Source organism: Ketobacter sp. MCCC 1A13808 (assembly GCF_009746715.1).
Lineage (GTDB): Bacteria > Pseudomonadota > Gammaproteobacteria > Pseudomonadales > Ketobacteraceae > Ketobacter.
Genome location: NZ_VRKW01000007.1, coordinates 46,739 through 64,796, shown reverse-complemented (window position 1 = coordinate 64,796; position 18,058 = coordinate 46,739). Strand labels below are relative to the sequence as shown.

Sequence of the window (18,058 nt, the reverse complement as noted above, 5' to 3'; positions counted from 1 at the left end):
AAAGTCCGTCATTAGCAGAGCCTATTTCTTATGAACACGCCTTTAACCAAGCAGCAGTTCGAACAGGCCTTGAGAGCAAAAGGTCGCCTGTACCATATTTACCATCCGTTTCAAGTGCGGATGAATCAGGGGTTGTGTACGCAGCAGGAGATTCAAGGCTGGGTTGCCAATCGTTATTACTATCAGGTTAATATTCCCCTAAAGGATGCGGCAATACTGGCGAATTGTACTGACCGGGACGTGCGCAGAGAGTGGGTTCAGCGCATCCTGGATCACGATGGTGCCGACGGAGAAGAGGGTGGTATCGAAGCCTGGTTACGATTGGGCGAAGCGGTTGGAATGTCCCGTGAAGACATCGTTTCCCAGCAACGTGTATTGCCCGGCGTTCGCTTTGCCTGCGATGCCTATGTTAACTTTGCTCGCCGTGCCAGCTGGCAGGAGGCCGCTTGCTCTTCGTTGACGGAGTTGTTTGCACCGGAAATTCACCGCAGCCGATTGGATAACTGGCCGCAGCATTACCGCTGGATTGAGCCGCAGGGCTATCAGTATTTCCAATCCCGTTTGTCTCAGGCACGCCGGGATGTGGAGCACGGTCTCCGTATCACCTTGGATTATTTTGAGACCCGCGAAGCGCAAAATCATGCGCTTTCTATTCTGCAATTCAAACTGGATGTACTTTGGAGCATGCTGGACGCGATGCACATGGCCTATGTACATCAGCAGCCCCCTTTTCACAGTTGCCCTTTAGACGTATCGCACTGAAACGCGAATCAAAACCTCATCTAAAGACAAAAAAGGCAGACTGGTTTCTCAGCCTGCCTTTTTTGTTGCTGATCAAAGGCTACCAGTAAGTGGCTCTCAGATACTCCGCGATAGCCGTTGCGCATTGCGTATCGCAGGAGCCTGGATTGCGTGGTGGCATCGTGTCAGTGGTTTCCCCTACGAAGCCTTCGAAGTCCGTCGCCTGATCCAGTGCGGGAAAGGTGCCGCCCTGTGCCTGGTCACCATGACATCCCGAGCACTGCTGCTCATATAGCTCGGCGCCGACTGTGAAATCCGGCTCGGTGGGCTCTGTCGGGTCAACCGGGTCTGTGGGTTCTTCCGGCTCGGTGGGCTCTGTCGGGTCGACCGGGTCTGTAGGTTCTTCCGGGTCTGTGGGCTCGCTTGATTCAGGCAAACCGAGTACGAAGGTCGCGTTTCCGGGGCCGCCCTGGTATTGGGTTTCACCGCCAAACACGTTGTAGCCTGAGTTGATCAACAGATTACTGCCGCCGATCACTGGCCCGACTGAGTCGATGGTGCCGCCGCTGCCCAGGATGCCGTTGATGCCCTGCACACGGGTGTCTGTGTCGAACGTCCACAAGGGTGTGCCGTCACTGGACTTAAATGCGTGCATTACACCATCCAGTGAGCCTGCGAAAACAACATCATTGGTCACGGCGACAGACGCGGAGAAAGAGGAGTTGAATTCTTCGCCCTGGTACATATGGGTAGGGTGTTGTTCCCAAAGGATGTCACCGGTGTTCAGGTCCAATGCAAATACCCCGGGTCGTTCTTCATCCGGCATGGCGATGTCCGGATCAATCAACGCTGGGGCTTTATCAGCAATCCCCACGTAAACTCGACTCGCATCCGCTGCCATATTCCAGTGAACACCGCCCAGCTTGCTGCCCACGCCGAGTTGACGTTTCCAGTTTAATGCACCGCTTTCCGGATTCAGGGAGTAGACGGTGCCGCTTTTGTCACCGGCTATGAGTGTGCGTCCATCCTGCACCAGAATCGGTGAAGCACCGAAGTCAAAATCCAGCCCGGTTAACGAGTCGTCATTGAAGAGCGTCCAAACGTCTCCCGTCCGGGCCTGGAATATCCATTTTTCTTTGCCCGTGTCCAGATCCACTGCGATGATCGCGTCCGAGGTCATCGTAGCGGGTTCAGAATAGTTCTGGCCAGTGCCGAAATAAACCGAGTTGCGTGCGACATCAATGGTCGGAGTCGACCAGACCGGTGCCCCGCTCGGGCCTTGGAAATCGCCATAGATCATCGCTGCTTCGGTGGTATGGTATTGCCATAGATCCATGCCGGTAAGGGCGTCGTAGGCACGTACCATACCGTGATTATCACAGCACGGTTCAACGATCGGTGTGAATACCTCGATACTGCTAACAGGTACAATCAATTTGCCGTCATGGAACAGCATACCGCCGGTTAACATCTGGCGTGCCTGGCTCGGTTCGCTGTCGTCGATACCGGCGAAATCCTTCCAGCGTAATTGACCGGATTTTGCGTCCACTGCATGGACACTGCCGTCTCGATCTCCGACAAACACCATGCCGATACTGGGTTCATAGAGAACGGATGAAGTCCGCAGTTCGAACTCACTTTCGTACTGCCAATATTCACAACCTGTGGTGCGATTGACGGCATGTAGGCTGTTGCTTCCGATCACGAACACGGCTTGCTCTGTTACTGCTGGTGCACCACGTTTGGATTCCGTGTTCGGGGCAACGTGTGCAAATTTGAATTCGAGCTGATCGACATTAGAAGAGTTAATGGCCGATACCGCGTTGCGGGTGTTTTCCAGATCAAAGCCCAGGCTATTGGATAGAATGGGAGCAGACAAATCGACACTGTCAGTACAGCGGCCAGCGTCCGGCGTGCCTTCGCCCAGAATCGGTCCTGTTGGCTCCGGGTCCACTGGATCGGTCGGTTCTTCCGGGTCGGTATCACCCCAATAAGTTAGCGCCAGGTATTCCACAATTTCAGTCGCACAATCGAGATCACAGGCGGAGGGGTCGATTGGCGGCATTGTGTTATGGGTAGCAGTAATCGCGGCCGCTTTATTCAGGGGCACGTTTAAGGGGACGCCAATTGGATCACCTTCAGCCGTTTCACCATGGCAGCTGGCACATTGGAACAGATACTGTTGTTGACCTGCAGTAACATCAGGTCCCTCACCAGGATCGGTAGGATCAGTAGGATCAGGCCGTTCGCCTTTCAGTTTGATATTCTGAACCCGATAACTTTCAAAGAAACTGCTGGTATCGACAGAAAAATGAAGCGTCAGGGTTTGTGCATTTTGCGGTATACCGTTCAACGCAAAAGTCGCGTTTCCGTTTGCAGAATTAGTAGATGAAAGTGTCACCAACTCAGATCCATCTACTGAATAAGCGGCCATGCCGGATTCATCGTTGTCCAATCGGTTGGTGAAATGCTGGAAGGAAATCTCCAGATTTTGATAGCCCTCGATCTGAATCGGGTGAGAGGTTATGGCGCCATCACTGCTGCCCCAAAATCCGCCTCGTAATCGAACGCCATTGCTTCCGACCGAAAGGCTTCCGGAGTCAGTGAACTGCTGCAGGGAATCGAGTTTGTCTTCAAAAATTAATTCTTTGGCGTGAAGGGTGTTGCTCAGGGTAAGTGAACCTAGCGCGATCACCAGCATCCCCGCATGCCGGAGTGATCTTTGGCGATTATCCATCATCGCTCTCCTGTCGGTAGAATGGATTACAGATTTTTGGGTGCTAAAACGTGGTGCAAATTAAAAATACAATAATATTTAATAGAGTCTTCCAAGCGCATTATAGAAAGTTGGGTGTGCAGTAAAACGCAAAAATAATTTTAGTTTTGTATTTGAGGGGTCGATCACAGAGTCTTAAACCAGTGAAATTTTCGAGGCTAATAAGAGAAAAATATAACGTGTTTCGTGAGGTGCGAAAGCAGGTTGAAGTGGACAAATCCGGTGGCGCTTTGTCGTTTTCAGTGCATTAAAAGGTGCGAATATTAAATGAGGTGATCGGTCATTGATTTGTGTGAAGAATACAAACCAATGACCGATACCGGTTAAATTTTTATGAATGGAACGACCTAAGCATCAGAGACGGAAATTTGCACCAAACAAAAAGGTATCCAGATCGCCGCCGTCATAGTCTGAATTTTCGTATGAACCGTACAGTTCAAGATTGGGTTGGGGAAAATAGCTGACCTGGAGCGTGAGATCCTGGCTGTCTTGACTGGAGTTGTCATCAACGCTGGTATCGGCAAACCCCAGCCCCAATCCGAGATCGTAATTTATAAAGTACATCGCGCTCAGGTCAATAATCCGGATGTCCCCCAATGTGAGCGAGGCGGTGCCCATAATATTGCCGTTAGTACCCAGCGAATATAGATTTTCATAGGCGGCATGCAATAGGAATTCGTCGTCACCTCCAGTCGTGTAACGGATCAGTCCGCCTTCAACAGTCGAGGTATCGGTAAGATACATACCGCCCAGGACGGTTAATATATCAACGTTACCGGCAACCAATGATCCGTCTATAAAGTACCCTTTAACCGGATCAAACAGATAACGACCACTGACGGTCATGTCTTCATCGTCGTCTCCATTGTCCGAATAATCGAAACTGGCGTACGACGATTTTGCCAAAAATGGGTAGGCTTTGCGTGGACCATCCTGGTCTGCCACATTTTCCATATACACGGTGCCGCTTAGAGAAAAAATGGTGTCATCGTCGTTCGGGCTGTCTACTCTGCCAAAATCGCCGCCCACTTCGTATTGATAGGCAAACGCAGAGGCACTGCACATAAGGGTACTAGCGACGGTAAATTTCAAAATGTTTTGTTTTATCATGGTCTACTCCTGAGGCATTCCATACCGGATTAAAATTGGCCGGTATTATACTGCTTCGAGTCCAGCTTCTGGAGAAATTCTGGTAACGAAATTTTAACCGGATGTCGATAAGCGGCAAACAAACGGATTATTTTTGAGCCATATGTTCCAGACAGTCGAGTAAATCGTCGCACCGTTGTTTCAGGTTATTCGTAGTGAGGAGTGATTGCTTCGTAGACGATGCCAGTGGCAGCAGCATGATCAAATAGTTCATGAGTTGCTGGGAATCAAGCTTGTGCGGGTCGGTGATTAATTTATTCATGCCGCTCAATTCCAGTAATTCTTTTAGTAGCTCGCGGAATGGTTGCGGCGGATCTGCTGAGAGTTCACCTTCATCGGAAATGACATGTGATGTGCCTATCCATAGCCCGTTGTCCTGCAGCCGGATTTGTTCCAGCTGTTGGCGTGTTTGCCCTTCGATGGTGATCGACAGCAATCCGTTGCCCAGTTGGCCGAAATCAGTAATGACAACATAGGTTCCCACTAAATAGAAGGGGACGTTGTCGTCGGCAGCCTGCCCGGGCCGGTTGACTTCCTGTTGTTCCGAGCCGGGGCAAAGTAACGCCACGATAAACCCGCTGCCCTGGCGCATACAGCGAGACACCATATCCAGATAGCGTTGTTCAAAAATCTGAAGGTGCATTTTGCAGCCGGGGAAAATAGGGGTGTTCAGAGGAAAAATAGGCGTTAGCTCGGAACTTTGCATTCGATACTCCTTCTTCGAATCGGCATAAGGGGGGCATTGCGTATGCCCTAGGGGGACCATCCCAGAACCGATTTGTAGAAATCAACGGTCTCTGCAACCACTTTGTCCGCGTAGAAGGTGTTCTTGGCCTTGATATAAGCCCGCTCTACGAGGTTGTTTCTGAATTCTTGATCAGTTATCAGCTTGTGAATTTGTTGGCGGCAGCCTTCAATATCACCGGCCTCAAAAAGCAATCCACAGTCTCCGTTTTCAAGCTGGTCAGGTACACCGCAGATTCGGGTTGCAGCGACCGCTACTTTTGCCGCCATTGCTTGCTGAATGACCATCGGTGCCGTCTCTTGATAGGAGGGCAGAACCAGCATGGACGCTTTTGAAAACTCCTCCAAAATCTGAGTTTCATTGATCAGACCAAGAAATTCAACTCGATCCTCGAGCTTGAGCTGCTTTATCAGTAACTTAATCTGGTTAACGTAGGCTTCGTCGTTGAGCGCACCTGCCAGAAACAGCTTGAATTCCAGGCTCTTGTCCAGCGTACCGAGTGCCTGAATCAAGTCAGTTATACCTTTCCTGCGGATCAACTTGCCAGCGTACAAAATCCGCCCCGGCTCTTCCTGGCGAACCACTTCATAGAACTTGTTCTTGATGGGGTTCGGGATATGAACGCATTTTCCTTTTAATCGATCCCCGTAATGACGTTTTACATAAGGGCTGATAAGGATTTTAGGGTTCGGGCTTTTGACGCAATATCTTTCCGCTATCCAGCTAATCAGGCGGAAACGCATGCGGTCTTTGAAGGTTGCTCGGTATTTGGCATCTTCGCTGATCATGCCATGGAATGTAACCATGGAGGGGTAGCCGGATTTCGAAGCCAGATAGCCCTCAACGCTGGCATCCTGGGCATGGATGAGGTCGGGTTTAATCTGATTCACGCATGCCATAAAGGATTTGAAGTCGCTTCGGTAGAAGGTGAGGTTGCCGCCCCGTTTTGCTCTGGGCAGGACATGAATGCGGATGCCATCCTCTATGGCTTCTTCCGGTTCGGAAATATTGGAACGGAAGGTAATAATACTCAGGTCTACTTCTTCAATTTTCTTCAGGCCGTTTACGATATAACTGGAAACCGCCTGCACGCCGCCATCAATTTTCTCACCGCCGATAGGGTAGTCAGTTGCCATAACAATCTTCATTTTCTTCATATGGTCTCAACTTCTAAAGTTTGTTCATTCTGAAATAGCAATCTCAGGATTGTAGGGGTGCGGGTGGAAGCGTGCCAGGATAACACCGGACACCTCAAATGCAAAAATACCAAACTGCCTTAGCTTTTTGGCTGGACAGCCTAATCGCCCTGTGTGGCTCCGCCCGGGCCCCAATTCCGGCGTCGGTCGGAGCCGGGGTAATCCCCATTGTCCCGCGGCCCTCCCGGTTTTCTTTATAAGTTTCAGTCGCCTGCGGCCAATAAGCAGGGCAGATAAAGGGTCACCCGAGCTGACCCAGTTCTCAAATACTGAACTATTCCTGTCGGAATTTGCGTCAGTGCCCATACTTATATAGGTGATTCAGAACCTGCTTAAAGAAAACCTTAGTTGCTTAGTGGTTAAAAATTAAGTCGGCTATTTCCATTTATTATAAGTTAGTTAAGTGCGGGTACCCCATCACTGAACTACTGTTTAAGAAAGCTGACCAGTTTATTACGTAGCGGATTGGTTTGGATAGGGAAATTATATGACCAGCAAGACCACTTACGATTGCGGCGAACAGCTTAATATTGCAGAAGCCGCATCACTCTATGCAGGGCTCCAGAATTCCCTGAAATTGACTTCCCACGTTGAATTGAGCGCGGCCGATGTCGTGAAAGCCGATACGGCGGGCTTGCAACTATTGGTTGCGTTTTCCCGGGAGTTGGCTCGCACGGGCGGTGGGCTTACCTGGAGCGAACCCAGTCAAGCACTGGTTGAAACTGCGTCTTTACTAGGGCTCGACGGCGAATTGGGCCTTGCATGAGTAACGTAGTTAAAAGTAATGCTAAAGAACTTTTTGTTTTCAGGAGTAAAAGTTAGATGGCGAACATTCTAGTTGTCGACGATTCCGCGTCCATGCGGAACATGGTATCGGCAACCCTTCAGTCTGCCGGGCACCAAGTGCAGGATGCAGGCGATGGTCAGCAAGCGCTGGCCCGAGCAAACGGAGGGCGTTTTGATGCCGTGATCACTGACTTGAATATGCCGGTCATGAACGGAATAGAGTTAGTGAAGAATCTGCGTGCCATGCCCAACTATAAATACACCCCGATCCTATTGCTGACCACCGAATCTTCTGACGGAAAAAAAGCAGAAGGTAAGCAAGCGGGTGCGACCGGCTGGTTGGTGAAACCCTTTAATCCCGAAAAGTTGTTAGCTACGGTTGCACGAGTGCTGGGCTAGCGTCACTATTTTTGCAGGTAGAGGCTCACTCTATGTCAATTGATTTGCAGCAGTTTCATGAAGCATTTTTTGAAGAGAGTCTTGAAGGCCTTGATGTAATGGAGAACGGGCTGCTGCAAATAAGCGGTGGTGTTGTCCCTGATGCAGAGCTAATCAATGCGATTTTCCGTGCTGCCCATTCCATTAAAGGTGGCAGTGGTACATTCGGCTTTTCAGAAATCGCAGATTTCACGCACATCATTGAAACCTTGCTGGATGAAGTTCGGGACGGTACCCGCGTACTGGATGCGGACGCGATCGAGTTATTGCTCAAGTCCAGTGACTGTTTGCGGCATATGGTGCAAGCACTTCAATCCGGTTCGGCGATAGATAAAAGCATTGCCGAACCATTGGTCGCCGCAGTTGAAACGCTACTCTCGCATAAGCCCGGCACCGAACCAAACGCTTGCGTGGAAACAGATAATACGGATCCCGGCGCTGCCGTGACGGGATGGACGATAACGTTTCTTCCTGAACCGCAAATTCTAATGACCGGCAATGAGCCAGCGCGAATTTTTCGTGAATTGGCTGATTTGGGCCAGTTGCAGGTCATCGCTAACACCTCGAAAATTCCTGATTTTCAGCAACTCACCGTAGACGAATGCTTTATCTCCTGGACCATTATCCTGACAGGAGCAGCGAGCCGGGAGCAGGTGCTTGAAGTTTTCGATTGGGTCATTGACGAATGTGCTTTAACTATAGAAGCAATCACCGAGGATGTTTCGCAGCCGGATTCAGTCACCCCGGCGTCCATCACTCAAGTGACTTCGGCAATGGCAGAAGCGCTACCCGCTACCCATTCGAACGATTCGGTTATTGAAGACAGCTTGCCAGTATTGGATTCCGGACCTGGAAACGCTGCGGTAGCAGAACAACCACGAAGTCCGACTACCACCAGTGCGAGTTCTTCTATCCGTGTGGGCATCGATAAAGTCGATAGCCTCATTAATCTGGTTGGCGAATTGGTAATTACGCAATCGATGCTGTCGGAACTGGGCAGTAATTTTGACATGAGCAAGCTGGACAAGCTTGCAAATGGGCTGGAGCAGCTGTTGCAAAATACGCGGGAATTGCAAGAGAGCGTAATGCAGATCCGCATGCTTCCGATCAGCTACGCCTTTAACCGTTTCCCCCGCATGATCCGGGACTTGTCCTCTAAAACCGGCAAGAAAATTGAATTAAAACTGAGTGGTGAAAATACGGAGCTGGACAAAACCGTGATGGAACAGATCAGCGATCCGCTGGTGCACTTGGTAAGAAACGCCGCCGATCATGGCATTGAATTACCCGAGGTTCGTCAGGCAGAAGGGAAACCGGAAACCGGAACAATCTACCTGGATGCGTTCCATAAAGGTGGAAATATAGTGGTCGAGATCCGGGATGACGGTCGCGGAATTAACCCTGAAGCCGTGTTAAGCAAAGCCAGGGAACGAGGCATTGTCGGTGCTGACCAGGTGCTGTCCACCCAAGAGATTTATGAGCTTATCTTTGAACCTGGCTTTTCTACTGCGGAGTCGGTGAGTGATATATCGGGCCGTGGCGTGGGTATGGACGTAGTCCGCCGTAATATCAGTTCTTTGGGTGGCCGTATCGAAATTGAATCAGAGTTGGGTAAAGGGTCGACTATTCGGGTGCATCTACCCCTCACCCTTGCCATCCTCGACGGTCAGTTGGTTCGTGTTGGCACCGAGGTGTATATCATTCCGCTGGTCAGCATCGTTGAATCCCTGCAAATTAAGTCGGAATTAGTGAATAAGGTTGCGAGCAATATGGTGCTCTATCGACTGCGTGAAGACAACGTCCCCATCGTTCCCATCTATCAGGAATTCGGGATAGAAGCCGATAACCCCGAGTTAGAAAATGGGCTATTGGTGGTAGTAGAAGGGGAAGGACAAAAAATCGGTTTGTTGGTAGACGATTTGTTGGCACAACAGCAAGTGGTGATCAAAATTCTGGAGAGCAACTACCGCAGGGTAGAAGGTATCTCCGGCGCGACGATACTGGGCGACGGTTCGGTTTCGATGATACTGGATGTGCCGGGTTTGATCCGGCGAGCCTCCGATTCCCGTGGACGCGAAACGGTCCGCAAGCAATTTAAAGCAGCCTAAGGAGGAAGCTCTTGGATATTCAGGCTTTAGCTTCAACCATCCCTGTCGAAGGCGAAGCCATTCTTGAAGGGTTGGATTTTATCCGTAGTGGAAAAGAATATTTAACCTTTTCATTGGGTCAGGAGAATTACGGTGTCGATATTCTCCGGGTAAAAGAAATTCGCGGTTGGGAAGCACCGACTCTCATCCCTAATTCACCGGATTACGTTAAAGGCGTTATCAATATCCGCGGGACCATCATCCCGATAGTTGACTTACGGATCCGCTTCGGTGTTGGAAAAACGGAATATCTGCCCGTGACGGTGGTTATCGTACTAACGGTAGGGTCAGTTGAGAAAAGCCGAATGATGGGCTTTGTGGTGGATGCGGTCTCTGATGTGCTGAGTGCCCATCAGGAAGAAATCAAGGCTGCGCCTGCGTTTGGCGCAAATATTCCTACCAATATGATCGAAGGGCTGGTGAATGTCGGTGACAGCGTAGTGACGTTGCTGTCGACTGATCAGCTTCTGGATCTGGAGGATTTGTAAGTTGAAAAAGGAATCTTTGGGGATTGCCCGGGAGTATTTAACCTTTCTGTTGGGCGACGAAGAATATGGTGTAGATATTCTGCGCGTGCAGGAAATAAGAGTGTGGTCACCGGTTACGGTCATTCCCAATACGCCGGACTATCTCAAAGGTGTGATCAACTTGCGGGGAACCATTGTTCCCATTGTGGATTTGAGGCAGCGTTTTCGTTATCAAACGCACGATTTTAAAAATACCACCGTGGTGATTGTGTTACAGGGTGAGGTAAACGGAAAAACAGCATCGGTTGGTTTGGTTGTAGATGCCGTGTCAGACGTCCATAAGGTGGACGCAACTGACATTAAGGAAGCGCCCGATCTTGGTCGGAATATCGACGGCTGTTTCGTTCAGGGTATGGCAACGCTAGGCGACCAGATCATCATTCTGTTGGATTCGGTTGCGCTGTTGAATGTGGATGAATTGCTTAGCCAATCCGGCCAACCAATCATGCGAGCGGGCTAAATATTAATTACATTGATTTTGGATGTAGGGTGAAAAAATGAATAAACGGACCGGTAACACAGCTAAAACACAAAAGCGCGCACCTACTACACGGCGACGGGCTACCACCAGCAAGGCAGTGGCGAAAAGTCCCGGCAAGGGCGCTGCAACCACAGCCCGGGACAACCATTTTTACCAAGCCGTTATCGATACCGTACGAACTGCCATTATGGTGGTTGATAAGGATCTTGTGGTCACTTATGTCAACGAAGGCACCAGGACGTTGTTGCGCGATAATGTTGACGCCTTTGAATCGGCGTTCAAGCATTTTGAGGCTGACAATATCGTTGGCAGCTGTATTGATATTTTCCATGAAAATCCGGCACACCAGCGCAGAATCTTGGCGGACCCAGCGAACCTTCCTCATAGTGCGGAAATCCGCGTAGGGCCGCTGGCGTTTAGCCTATATATTTCAGCATCTTTTGATGCGAAAGGAAATCATAACGGCAGTATTCTGGAGTGGGCTGATATCACCAAAGAAAAGGACGCCTACGCTGATTTTGCGGGACAGATTGAAGCGATCAGCAAGTCGCAGGCAGTGATCGAATTTCAGTTGGATGGCACCATCCTCACCGCGAATGATAACTTTTTGAAAACGATGGGGTATTCGAAAGAGGACGTGGAGGGCAAGCATCACCGTATTTTTGTTGAGCCCGCGTACGCCCAAAGTGCGGAATATCATATGTTCTGGGATAAGCTCAACCGTGGTGAATACGATGCGGGCGAATATAAGCGATTGGGTCGTGACGGTAAGGAAGTATGGATACAGGCGTCTTATAACCCGATATATGATTTGAATGGTAATCCCTACAAAGTCGTGAAATACGCAACGGATATTACGGATCGGAAAAATGCCGTCGCAAAAATAAAAGAGGTGTTAATGTCACTTTCCGGTGGCGATCTTACGAAGAAAATCGATGTGCCGCTGGGCGCTGAATTCAGCGTTCTGGGTGACACCATGAATTCCTTGGTCGACAGCCTGAATAATATGGTGAGCGAAATCCGGTTGGCATCGAATAATGTGTTTTCGGCGTCACGGGAAATAGCCCAGGGCAACGCTGATTTAAGTCAGCGCACGGAATCGCAGGCCTCAAGTTTAGAGGAAACCGCCTCCGCCATGGAAGAATTGACCACTACGGTACAGCAAAATGCAGAGAACGCGACCGAGGCTACCAAGCTCGCGAGTGGTGCAATGGAAAAAGCCAGTAATGGGGGCGAAGTGGTACAGAACGCGGTTTCTGCGATGGACGAAATTAATCGTTCGAGCAAAAAAATTGCGGATATCATCGGCGTCATTGACGAGATTGCCTTCCAAACCAATCTACTTGCTTTGAACGCCGCGGTGGAAGCCGCGCGGGCGGGAGAACAAGGGCGTGGGTTTGCAGTAGTCGCCGCCGAAGTGCGGAGCCTGGCGCAACGCAGCGCTGCAGCAGCGAAAGAGATAAAGGGCTTGATCAATGACAGCGTTGATGCCGTTGGAAAGGGGACGCGTTTGGTTGATGAGACCGGAAAAACATTTGGTGAACTGGTGGATTCCGTTCGCGAAGTCGTCACCATGATATCGGACATAGACAGTGCCGGGAAAGAGCAGGCGGCGGGTATTAACGAAGTGAGCAAAGCGGTCTCCCAGATGGATGAGATGACACAGCAAAATGCGGCACTGGTCGAGCAGGCGTCTGCTTCCAGCAAATCCATGGAAGAGCAGGCTCAAGGATTACTTGATCAGGTTGCGTTCTTTGAAACGGGTGAAGATGACCGCGCTGTAGTCTCTCCGGTTCGCTCGCCTCGGGCTGCGGTAGTGAGAGGTCGCCGAGCGGGTGCAAATATTGCCGCTGTTCCTTCTGATGATGAGTGGGAGGAGTTTTGAGTTCGAGCGCTTCTCAACGCAGGGCGGATGAATATTCTCTGAGTGAAGAAGAGTATCGGTTTGTTTGTAAATTGGTTTATGACTGCACCGGAATCGTTCTGGATGAACGGAAGCGGGAAATGGTGTATCGCCGGCTTATGCGCCGGGTGAGGGAGACCGGGTTGCCATCCTTTTCCAGCTACTGTGAGCGATTGAAAAACGATGAACAGGAATTGCCGGCGTTTATCAATTCCATTACCACAAACCTAACCAGTTTCTTCAGAGAAAACCACCACTTCGAGTATTTGAAAAGCCAGATCATTCCGGACTTAATACGGGGTAAAAGTGACCGGAAACTGCGGATTTGGTCTGCTGCCTGCTCAACGGGAGAAGAACCGTACAGTATTGGCATCAGCCTATTAGAAGCGATGCAAGGAAGACTGCAGGAGTGGGACGCCAAAGTTCTAGCCACCGATCTTGATAGTGAGTGTATTGAGAAAGCGAAGGCCGGTATCTATAAAACGGAGCGAATAAGCGCATTACAGGACAACCGCCAAAAGCGCTGGTTTATGAAAGGAAAATCAACGACCTCGGATAGCGTCAAGATTAAAAGTGAGGTGGCGGCACTGATTACGTTTAAAACCCTGAACCTGTTGCACGATTGGCCGATGAAAGGGCCGTTCGATGTAATATTTTGCCGTAACGTATTGATCTATTTCGACCGGGCCACCCAGGCCGAGTTGATCGCACGGTATCACGCCCTGCTCAGTCAGGGTGGCTATTTAATGCTGGGACATAGCGAAAGTTTGCCAGCGGATTATATTGGGTTTGAGGTAGTGGGCAGGACGGTGTTCCGTAGGCTATGAATGAGATTTGTTATGACTACTGAAGCTACAAAAATCTCACCTTGTCTGGTTGGTTTTGAACACGTTAATCGCTATTGGGATAAGCGTCACAAGTGTTTCGTTGCCAAAATTCTGCCGGGTGAATTTTATGTGACGGCACAGAATGAGGCCATCGCTACGGTTCTGGGTAGCTGTGTGTCCGCCTGTGTCTGGGACGAAGAAGTGGGCATTGGCGGAATGAATCATTTTATGCTTCCGCTCACCGATAAAGACGTTCACAGCATTACCTGGGGAACTCGTCTAGTGCCCGGAGAGGCTACCCGATACGGAAACTATGCAATGGAGCACATGATAAATGAAATTCTAAATAACGGGGGCCGTCGCGGTGCCTTGAAAGCAAAAGTCTTTGGAGGAGGCAAGATAATCGCGAATATGAGTGATGTCGGGTTGCGTAATGCGGAGTTTGTGCTGGATTATCTGCATACAGAAAGAATACCGCTATTAGCGGATAGCCTGGGCGACAATTACCCACGAAAAGTGATGTTCATTCCTGCCTCCGGTAAGGCGTATATGCGAAAGTTAAAGTCCATGCACAACGATACCATTCTTTCAAGAGAGAGCAACTACGGTAATACGATCCTGAGTAAGCCTGTGGATGGTGATATTGAACTATTCAGTTAGTAGGTGACTTTATGAGCAACTCCAATATCAGAGTGTTAATAGTTGATGACTCAAAAGTGATCCAACGCTTGCTGTTTGAAATATTGACCAGCGCTCCTGGTATTGATGTGGTCGGAATTGCGGGTGATCCGCTCGAAGCACGTAACATGATTAAAAGATTAGATCCGGATGTCATTACACTGGATATAGAGATGCCGAAAATGGACGGCATCACTTTCCTGCGTAACCTAATGCGCTTAAGGCCCATGCCCGTTGTGATGATTTCAACCCTGACGCAGAAAGGCGCGGAAATAACGCTGGAGGCATTAGAGATCGGAGCCGTCGACTATATCGCCAAGCCGAACCACGATTTGATGAACAACTTGAAGCAGATCACTGCTGAAATTGTGCACAAAGTTAAAGTGGCGGCGCGCGCCAATGTGGATTGCTTTGCCGATAATAAGCGCCAAGCGCAACCTGTAATAGCTGGCGGTAGCTCCTTAAACAGCAATCGGGAAAGCAATATCGATTTGCTTGCCATTGGTGCTTCCACCGGTGGAATCGAGGCGATCAAGCAAGTATTAATTCGGTTGCCAACTAATATGCCGCCGATAGTGATCGTTCAGCATATGCCGGCGGGGTTTACTGCTTCGTTTGCCAATCGCTTGAATAACCTACTCGATCTGACTGTATTGGAGTTTGACCAACCCAGGATCAAGCTTGATAGAAACCATGTGTACATTGCCAATGGTAATCGCCATATGTTGGTTGAATTCAGTCAGGGTGCCTATTTTGGGATTGCCAGCGATGACGCCCCCGTCAATCGACACAAGCCTGCCGTCGATGTGTTGTTCAGCTCGATCGCAGACCACAGGGCATCCCATTCCATCGGAGTGCTGCTGACCGGCATGGGCATGGATGGTGCCAGCGGTTTAGGCAAAATGAAGCGCGAAGGCGCGATCACCGTGGCCCAAGATGAGAAATCGTCCGTGGTGTGGGGTATGCCTCGGGTCGCTATTGAAGAAGGCGTTGTTGACAAGGTGCTGCCGTTAAACGAGATCGGTAACTTTTTATCAGAGCAGTGTTTGAAATAACACTGGGATTGGACATAAATTATTTTTTTAGGGAGAAGAACGATGGCGTTGACGACAAACAAGCACTTTCTTCTGGCTTTGTTCGTTAGTGTATTTTCGCTGATTTTGATAATGCTCTCTTCCAGGTGGTGGGCGTCGGGTGCGGCTGTATTGTCAATTGCAATATGGATCAGAGCTTTCTTTCAAATGAGTTCGTTGCAATTACTAGCAACTAGCCGGGATCAGCAGCAAGCGGGCGATGCTTCCCAGGAAATGTCCAAAATCGGCGAATCGATCGAGCTCATTCTCAGTGAGGAAATAAAGCACATTGATGAAAATATTACCCGTATTTTCAAACTGGTGCAGGATTCCACCCTGTTACTGCAAGAAAGCTTCAAACACGTCGTTGATAAAACCGGACTGCAAACCGAGCTGGCGCTGGGCCTGGTGACGGAGATCACCGACGATCGTGCGGAGGCGGGTGGCGGCATGATGGTCACTCAATTTATTGCTGAGACTGATAAGATAATTCAGTATTACGTTGACCTACTAGTTAATATTAGTTCCAGGAGTGTTGGTGCCATTCACCGGATCAGCGATATGACGAAGCATATGGAAGACATGTTTACGACCCTTGACGAGGTTCAGACACTAGCAGATCAAACCAATCTTTTAGCGCTTAACGCCGCTATAGAGGCGGCCCGCGCCGGAGAAGTAGGCAGAGGTTTCGCGGTAGTTGCTGACGAAGTAAGAGCGTTATCGGTTTCATCTACTTCGTTGAACGGGCATATCCGCAAGAAAATAGTAGAAGTGAAATCGAGGCTGGTTGATGTTAGCAAAGAGGTAGGTGCGATTGCCGGAATGGATTTAAATGCGGCTATCTCAGGAAAAGCCAGCGTTGATAGCATGCTTTTTCAAATCGAGAAGGTGAACAGTGATACCGAATTGACGCTGCAAAAAATGACGGTGAGCAGTGAAGATATCCGCACAGAAATTAATAATTCGATTCGCGCGTTACAATTTGAGGATATTGTGAATCAACTCTCCGGCAATTTGCGCGAACGGCTGGGTCATATCAGCCAGGTTGCTAAATTAGCGCACGGTGAGTTTGCTCAGGCCCGTAATAGTGAAGATTTGAATCGGGTGTCAGAGCAGTTGCGCCAGATGCAGGACGAATTTTCTAATAGGAATATTACTGAGCGGGTGTTGCAATCCAACATGGACGAAGGAGACGTGGAATTATTCTAAAAAAAATACGTCATTTAAACCATCTCAGATACTAATCAATCTAGTTTTGATCGGGTTTCCCTTGCATGACAAATCTCTCCCTAATGTTAAAGGTACGGCGTCACATTTAAAGTGGCATACCCTTCTCAATGTTCAACTAAAGGCGTGAAACTGCCTCTTATAGCTCCTCCCAGCTACTACTATCTTTACAAGCTAATACGTTATTAGTCGCGAAATATAGTTTAATTGGAGTAGCTATATGAAACATGTAAAATTTCTGTGCTCGGCTGTTATCTTGACGGGCACGTTGACTGGTTGCGGTGGCTCAGGTGTCACTGTATCACCGGTTTCCCAGCCAGCAGCGAGCACCACAAACAGCGTAAATACTGTGGCCGATAACCAAAGCAATGTCGCCGCCAGCACTGGCCAATTCCTGGATAGTGCCGTATCCGGTCTCTACTATGAAACAGCCAGCTTTAGCGGTTTTACCGATGAGGCAGGTGGCTTCAGCTATGTTCCGGGTGAATACGTCCGCTTTTATCTGGGTAGCACCTTTCTGGGTGAAGCATTGGCGCAGGCGGAGGTGACCCCGCTGGATCTGCTCGATGTCCAAGATGACCCGGATAAACTGCAGAATATGCTTAGAATTTTACAGACCATTGATTCGGATTCAGATCCGAGCAACGGAATTACCATAACAGATCAGACAAATGACTATTTGTCTCAGTTCTCTTTGCCGTTAAATGAACCTGCGGTTATGTTCGAAGCCAGCACGGTTGTGCAGGACATGATTGCAGCGGTAACCAATGGGTCAGGGTTAAAGGATGCCTTGAGCTCATTTGAGCATTTTCACGAGACCTTGTTACTGTCACGTCGGCAGACCGATGAAACCATCATTCTGAATCTGATGAATACCAGCTGGACCGGTACGGTTCGGTCATCGGCATGCCCGCAAGAAGACGCGGTTGCGAAGATGACATTGAAATTCACGCCACTGGGCATTTTAAGCAATGGTTATCATTCGATTGACGAAGAGACCTGCAAGCCAAAAGGTTACGGAATTTTGTTTGAAACCTATGAGACCAGCCTGACCTTTACCTGTGCCAACCAGTGTTTGGACAGTGATCTGAATCGGGTCATTATCGGTCGTGACGAACAAACCGTAACTACACTATCGCATCAGGCCGGGTCGGATGAGATGCTGCTGAGCACGGTGCCTGAGTCCGGCGCTTCCACCACGCTAGCTTTGCAACTTAAGTAAATCGGTTAACTCGCCCGGAAGTGTTCACTTCCGGGCTTTTTTGCTCAATAACCCGCACTAACGTACAACTATCGCGCAAAAAACCCTCATACTTTTCGATTGCCGCCTATCCCCCGTTTATCAGCTATAAATAAAGGACAAT

16 protein-coding genes are annotated in these 18,058 nt (G+C 49.4%); 12 read left to right on the top strand and 4 right to left on the bottom strand.

Annotated features, from left to right (window positions below):
* Positions 1-30: 30 nt before the first annotated feature.
* A complete protein-coding gene (gene pqqC / locus FT643_RS13855) occupies positions 31-762 on the top strand; it encodes a pyrroloquinoline-quinone synthase PqqC (RefSeq protein ID WP_156872007.1) in 732 nt (243 codons plus the stop codon).
* Between the two features lie 79 nt (positions 763-841).
* Here the strand turns inward: pqqC and FT643_RS13850 are convergent, their stop codons facing one another.
* The 4 genes from FT643_RS13850 to FT643_RS13835 all read right to left on the bottom strand — a co-directional run bounded on the left by FT643_RS13850 (position 842) and on the right by FT643_RS13835 (position 6,547).
* Positions 842-3,481 (bottom strand): outer membrane protein assembly factor BamB family protein, encoded by a 2,640-nt coding sequence (locus FT643_RS13850; protein ID WP_156872006.1) that lies wholly within the window; start codon positions 3,479-3,481, stop codon positions 842-844.
* A gap of 390 nt (positions 3,482-3,871) precedes the next feature.
* The gene (locus tag FT643_RS13845; protein WP_156872005.1) at positions 3,872-4,627 is read right to left on the bottom strand and encodes a hypothetical protein; all 756 of its coding nucleotides are present in this window, start codon (positions 4,625-4,627) and stop codon (positions 3,872-3,874) included.
* A gap of 127 nt (positions 4,628-4,754) precedes the next feature.
* Positions 4,755-5,372: an LON peptidase substrate-binding domain-containing protein gene (locus FT643_RS13840; protein WP_198043536.1), complete on the bottom strand. Its 618-nt coding sequence runs from the start codon at positions 5,370-5,372 to the stop codon at positions 4,755-4,757.
* Between the two features lie 47 nt (positions 5,373-5,419).
* The gene (locus tag FT643_RS13835; protein WP_198043535.1) at positions 5,420-6,547 is read right to left on the bottom strand and encodes a glycosyltransferase family 4 protein; all 1,128 of its coding nucleotides are present in this window, start codon (positions 6,545-6,547) and stop codon (positions 5,420-5,422) included.
* A gap of 547 nt (positions 6,548-7,094) precedes the next feature.
* Between FT643_RS13835 and FT643_RS13830 the strand changes: the two genes are divergently transcribed.
* From FT643_RS13830 to FT643_RS13780, 11 genes are all read left to right on the top strand, one after another.
* Positions 7,095-7,373: an STAS domain-containing protein gene (locus tag FT643_RS13830; protein ID WP_156872002.1), complete on the top strand. Its 279-nt coding sequence runs from the start codon at positions 7,095-7,097 to the stop codon at positions 7,371-7,373.
* 56 nt (positions 7,374-7,429) lie between these two features.
* Positions 7,430-7,792 carry a response regulator gene (locus FT643_RS13825; protein ID WP_156872001.1) on the top strand — a complete coding sequence of 121 codons (363 nt, stop codon included), beginning with the start codon at positions 7,430-7,432 and terminating at the stop codon, positions 7,790-7,792.
* Positions 7,793-7,824: 32 nt separating this feature from the next.
* A complete protein-coding gene (locus tag FT643_RS13820; protein WP_156872000.1) occupies positions 7,825-9,939 on the top strand; it encodes a chemotaxis protein CheA in 2,115 nt (704 codons plus the stop codon).
* An 11-nt stretch (positions 9,940-9,950) separates the two neighbouring features.
* On the top strand, positions 9,951-10,466 hold the full coding sequence (locus FT643_RS13815; protein ID WP_156871999.1) for a chemotaxis protein CheW: 516 nt from the start codon (positions 9,951-9,953) through the stop codon (positions 10,464-10,466).
* 1 nt (position 10,467) lies between these two features.
* On the top strand, positions 10,468-10,965 hold the full coding sequence (locus FT643_RS13810) for a chemotaxis protein CheW (protein ID WP_156871998.1): 498 nt from the start codon (positions 10,468-10,470) through the stop codon (positions 10,963-10,965).
* Positions 10,966-11,002: 37 nt separating this feature from the next.
* The gene (locus FT643_RS13805; RefSeq protein WP_156871997.1) at positions 11,003-12,871 is read left to right on the top strand and encodes a methyl-accepting chemotaxis protein; all 1,869 of its coding nucleotides are present in this window, start codon (positions 11,003-11,005) and stop codon (positions 12,869-12,871) included.
* On the top strand, positions 12,868-13,716 hold the full coding sequence (locus tag FT643_RS13800; protein ID WP_156871996.1) for a CheR family methyltransferase: 849 nt from the start codon (positions 12,868-12,870) through the stop codon (positions 13,714-13,716). The genes FT643_RS13805 and FT643_RS13800 overlap by 4 nt, the downstream gene beginning before the upstream one ends.
* Before the next feature lie 12 nt (positions 13,717-13,728).
* The gene (gene cheD, locus FT643_RS13795; protein ID WP_156871995.1) at positions 13,729-14,376 is read left to right on the top strand and encodes a chemoreceptor glutamine deamidase CheD; all 648 of its coding nucleotides are present in this window, start codon (positions 13,729-13,731) and stop codon (positions 14,374-14,376) included.
* Positions 14,377-14,387: 11 nt separating this feature from the next.
* Positions 14,388-15,449, top strand: coding sequence for a protein-glutamate methylesterase/protein-glutamine glutaminase (locus FT643_RS13790; protein ID WP_156871994.1), 1,062 nt, complete (start codon positions 14,388-14,390; stop codon positions 15,447-15,449).
* Between the two features lie 186 nt (positions 15,450-15,635).
* Complete coding sequence (locus FT643_RS13785) at positions 15,636-16,676, top strand: methyl-accepting chemotaxis protein (protein ID WP_156871993.1); 1,041 nt, start codon at positions 15,636-15,638, stop codon at positions 16,674-16,676.
* 238 nt (positions 16,677-16,914) lie between these two features.
* On the top strand, positions 16,915-17,916 hold the full coding sequence (locus FT643_RS13780) for a hypothetical protein (protein WP_156871992.1): 1,002 nt from the start codon (positions 16,915-16,917) through the stop codon (positions 17,914-17,916).
* The last annotated feature ends 142 nt before the right edge of the window (positions 17,917-18,058 follow it).

Bases quoted from the DNA above. Each gene is read 5' to 3' on its own strand.
- FT643_RS13830 (WP_156872002.1), top strand. From the start codon at position 7,095: ATGACCAGCAAGACCACTTACGATTGCGGCGAACAGCTTAATATTGCA.
- FT643_RS13850 (WP_156872006.1), bottom strand. From the start codon at position 3,481: ATGATGGATAATCGCCAAAGATCACTCCGGCATGCGGGGATGCTGGTG.
- FT643_RS13835 (WP_198043535.1), bottom strand. From the start codon at position 6,547: ATGGCAACTGACTACCCTATCGGCGGTGAGAAAATTGATGGCGGCGTG.
- FT643_RS13790 (WP_156871994.1), top strand. From the start codon at position 14,388: ATGAGCAACTCCAATATCAGAGTGTTAATAGTTGATGACTCAAAAGTG.
- FT643_RS13840 (WP_198043536.1), bottom strand. From the start codon at position 5,372: ATGCAAAGTTCCGAGCTAACGCCTATTTTTCCTCTGAACACCCCTATT.
- cheD (WP_156871995.1), top strand. From the start codon at position 13,729: ATGACTACTGAAGCTACAAAAATCTCACCTTGTCTGGTTGGTTTTGAA.
- FT643_RS13845 (WP_156872005.1), bottom strand. From the start codon at position 4,627: ATGATAAAACAAAACATTTTGAAATTTACCGTCGCTAGTACCCTTATG.
- FT643_RS13785 (WP_156871993.1), top strand. From the start codon at position 15,636: ATGAGTTCGTTGCAATTACTAGCAACTAGCCGGGATCAGCAGCAAGCG.
- FT643_RS13780 (WP_156871992.1), top strand. From the start codon at position 16,915: ATGAAACATGTAAAATTTCTGTGCTCGGCTGTTATCTTGACGGGCACG.
- FT643_RS13820 (WP_156872000.1), top strand. From the start codon at position 7,825: ATGTCAATTGATTTGCAGCAGTTTCATGAAGCATTTTTTGAAGAGAGT.
- FT643_RS13805 (WP_156871997.1), top strand. From the start codon at position 11,003: ATGAATAAACGGACCGGTAACACAGCTAAAACACAAAAGCGCGCACCT.
- FT643_RS13825 (WP_156872001.1), top strand. From the start codon at position 7,430: ATGGCGAACATTCTAGTTGTCGACGATTCCGCGTCCATGCGGAACATG.
- pqqC (WP_156872007.1), top strand. From the start codon at position 31: ATGAACACGCCTTTAACCAAGCAGCAGTTCGAACAGGCCTTGAGAGCA.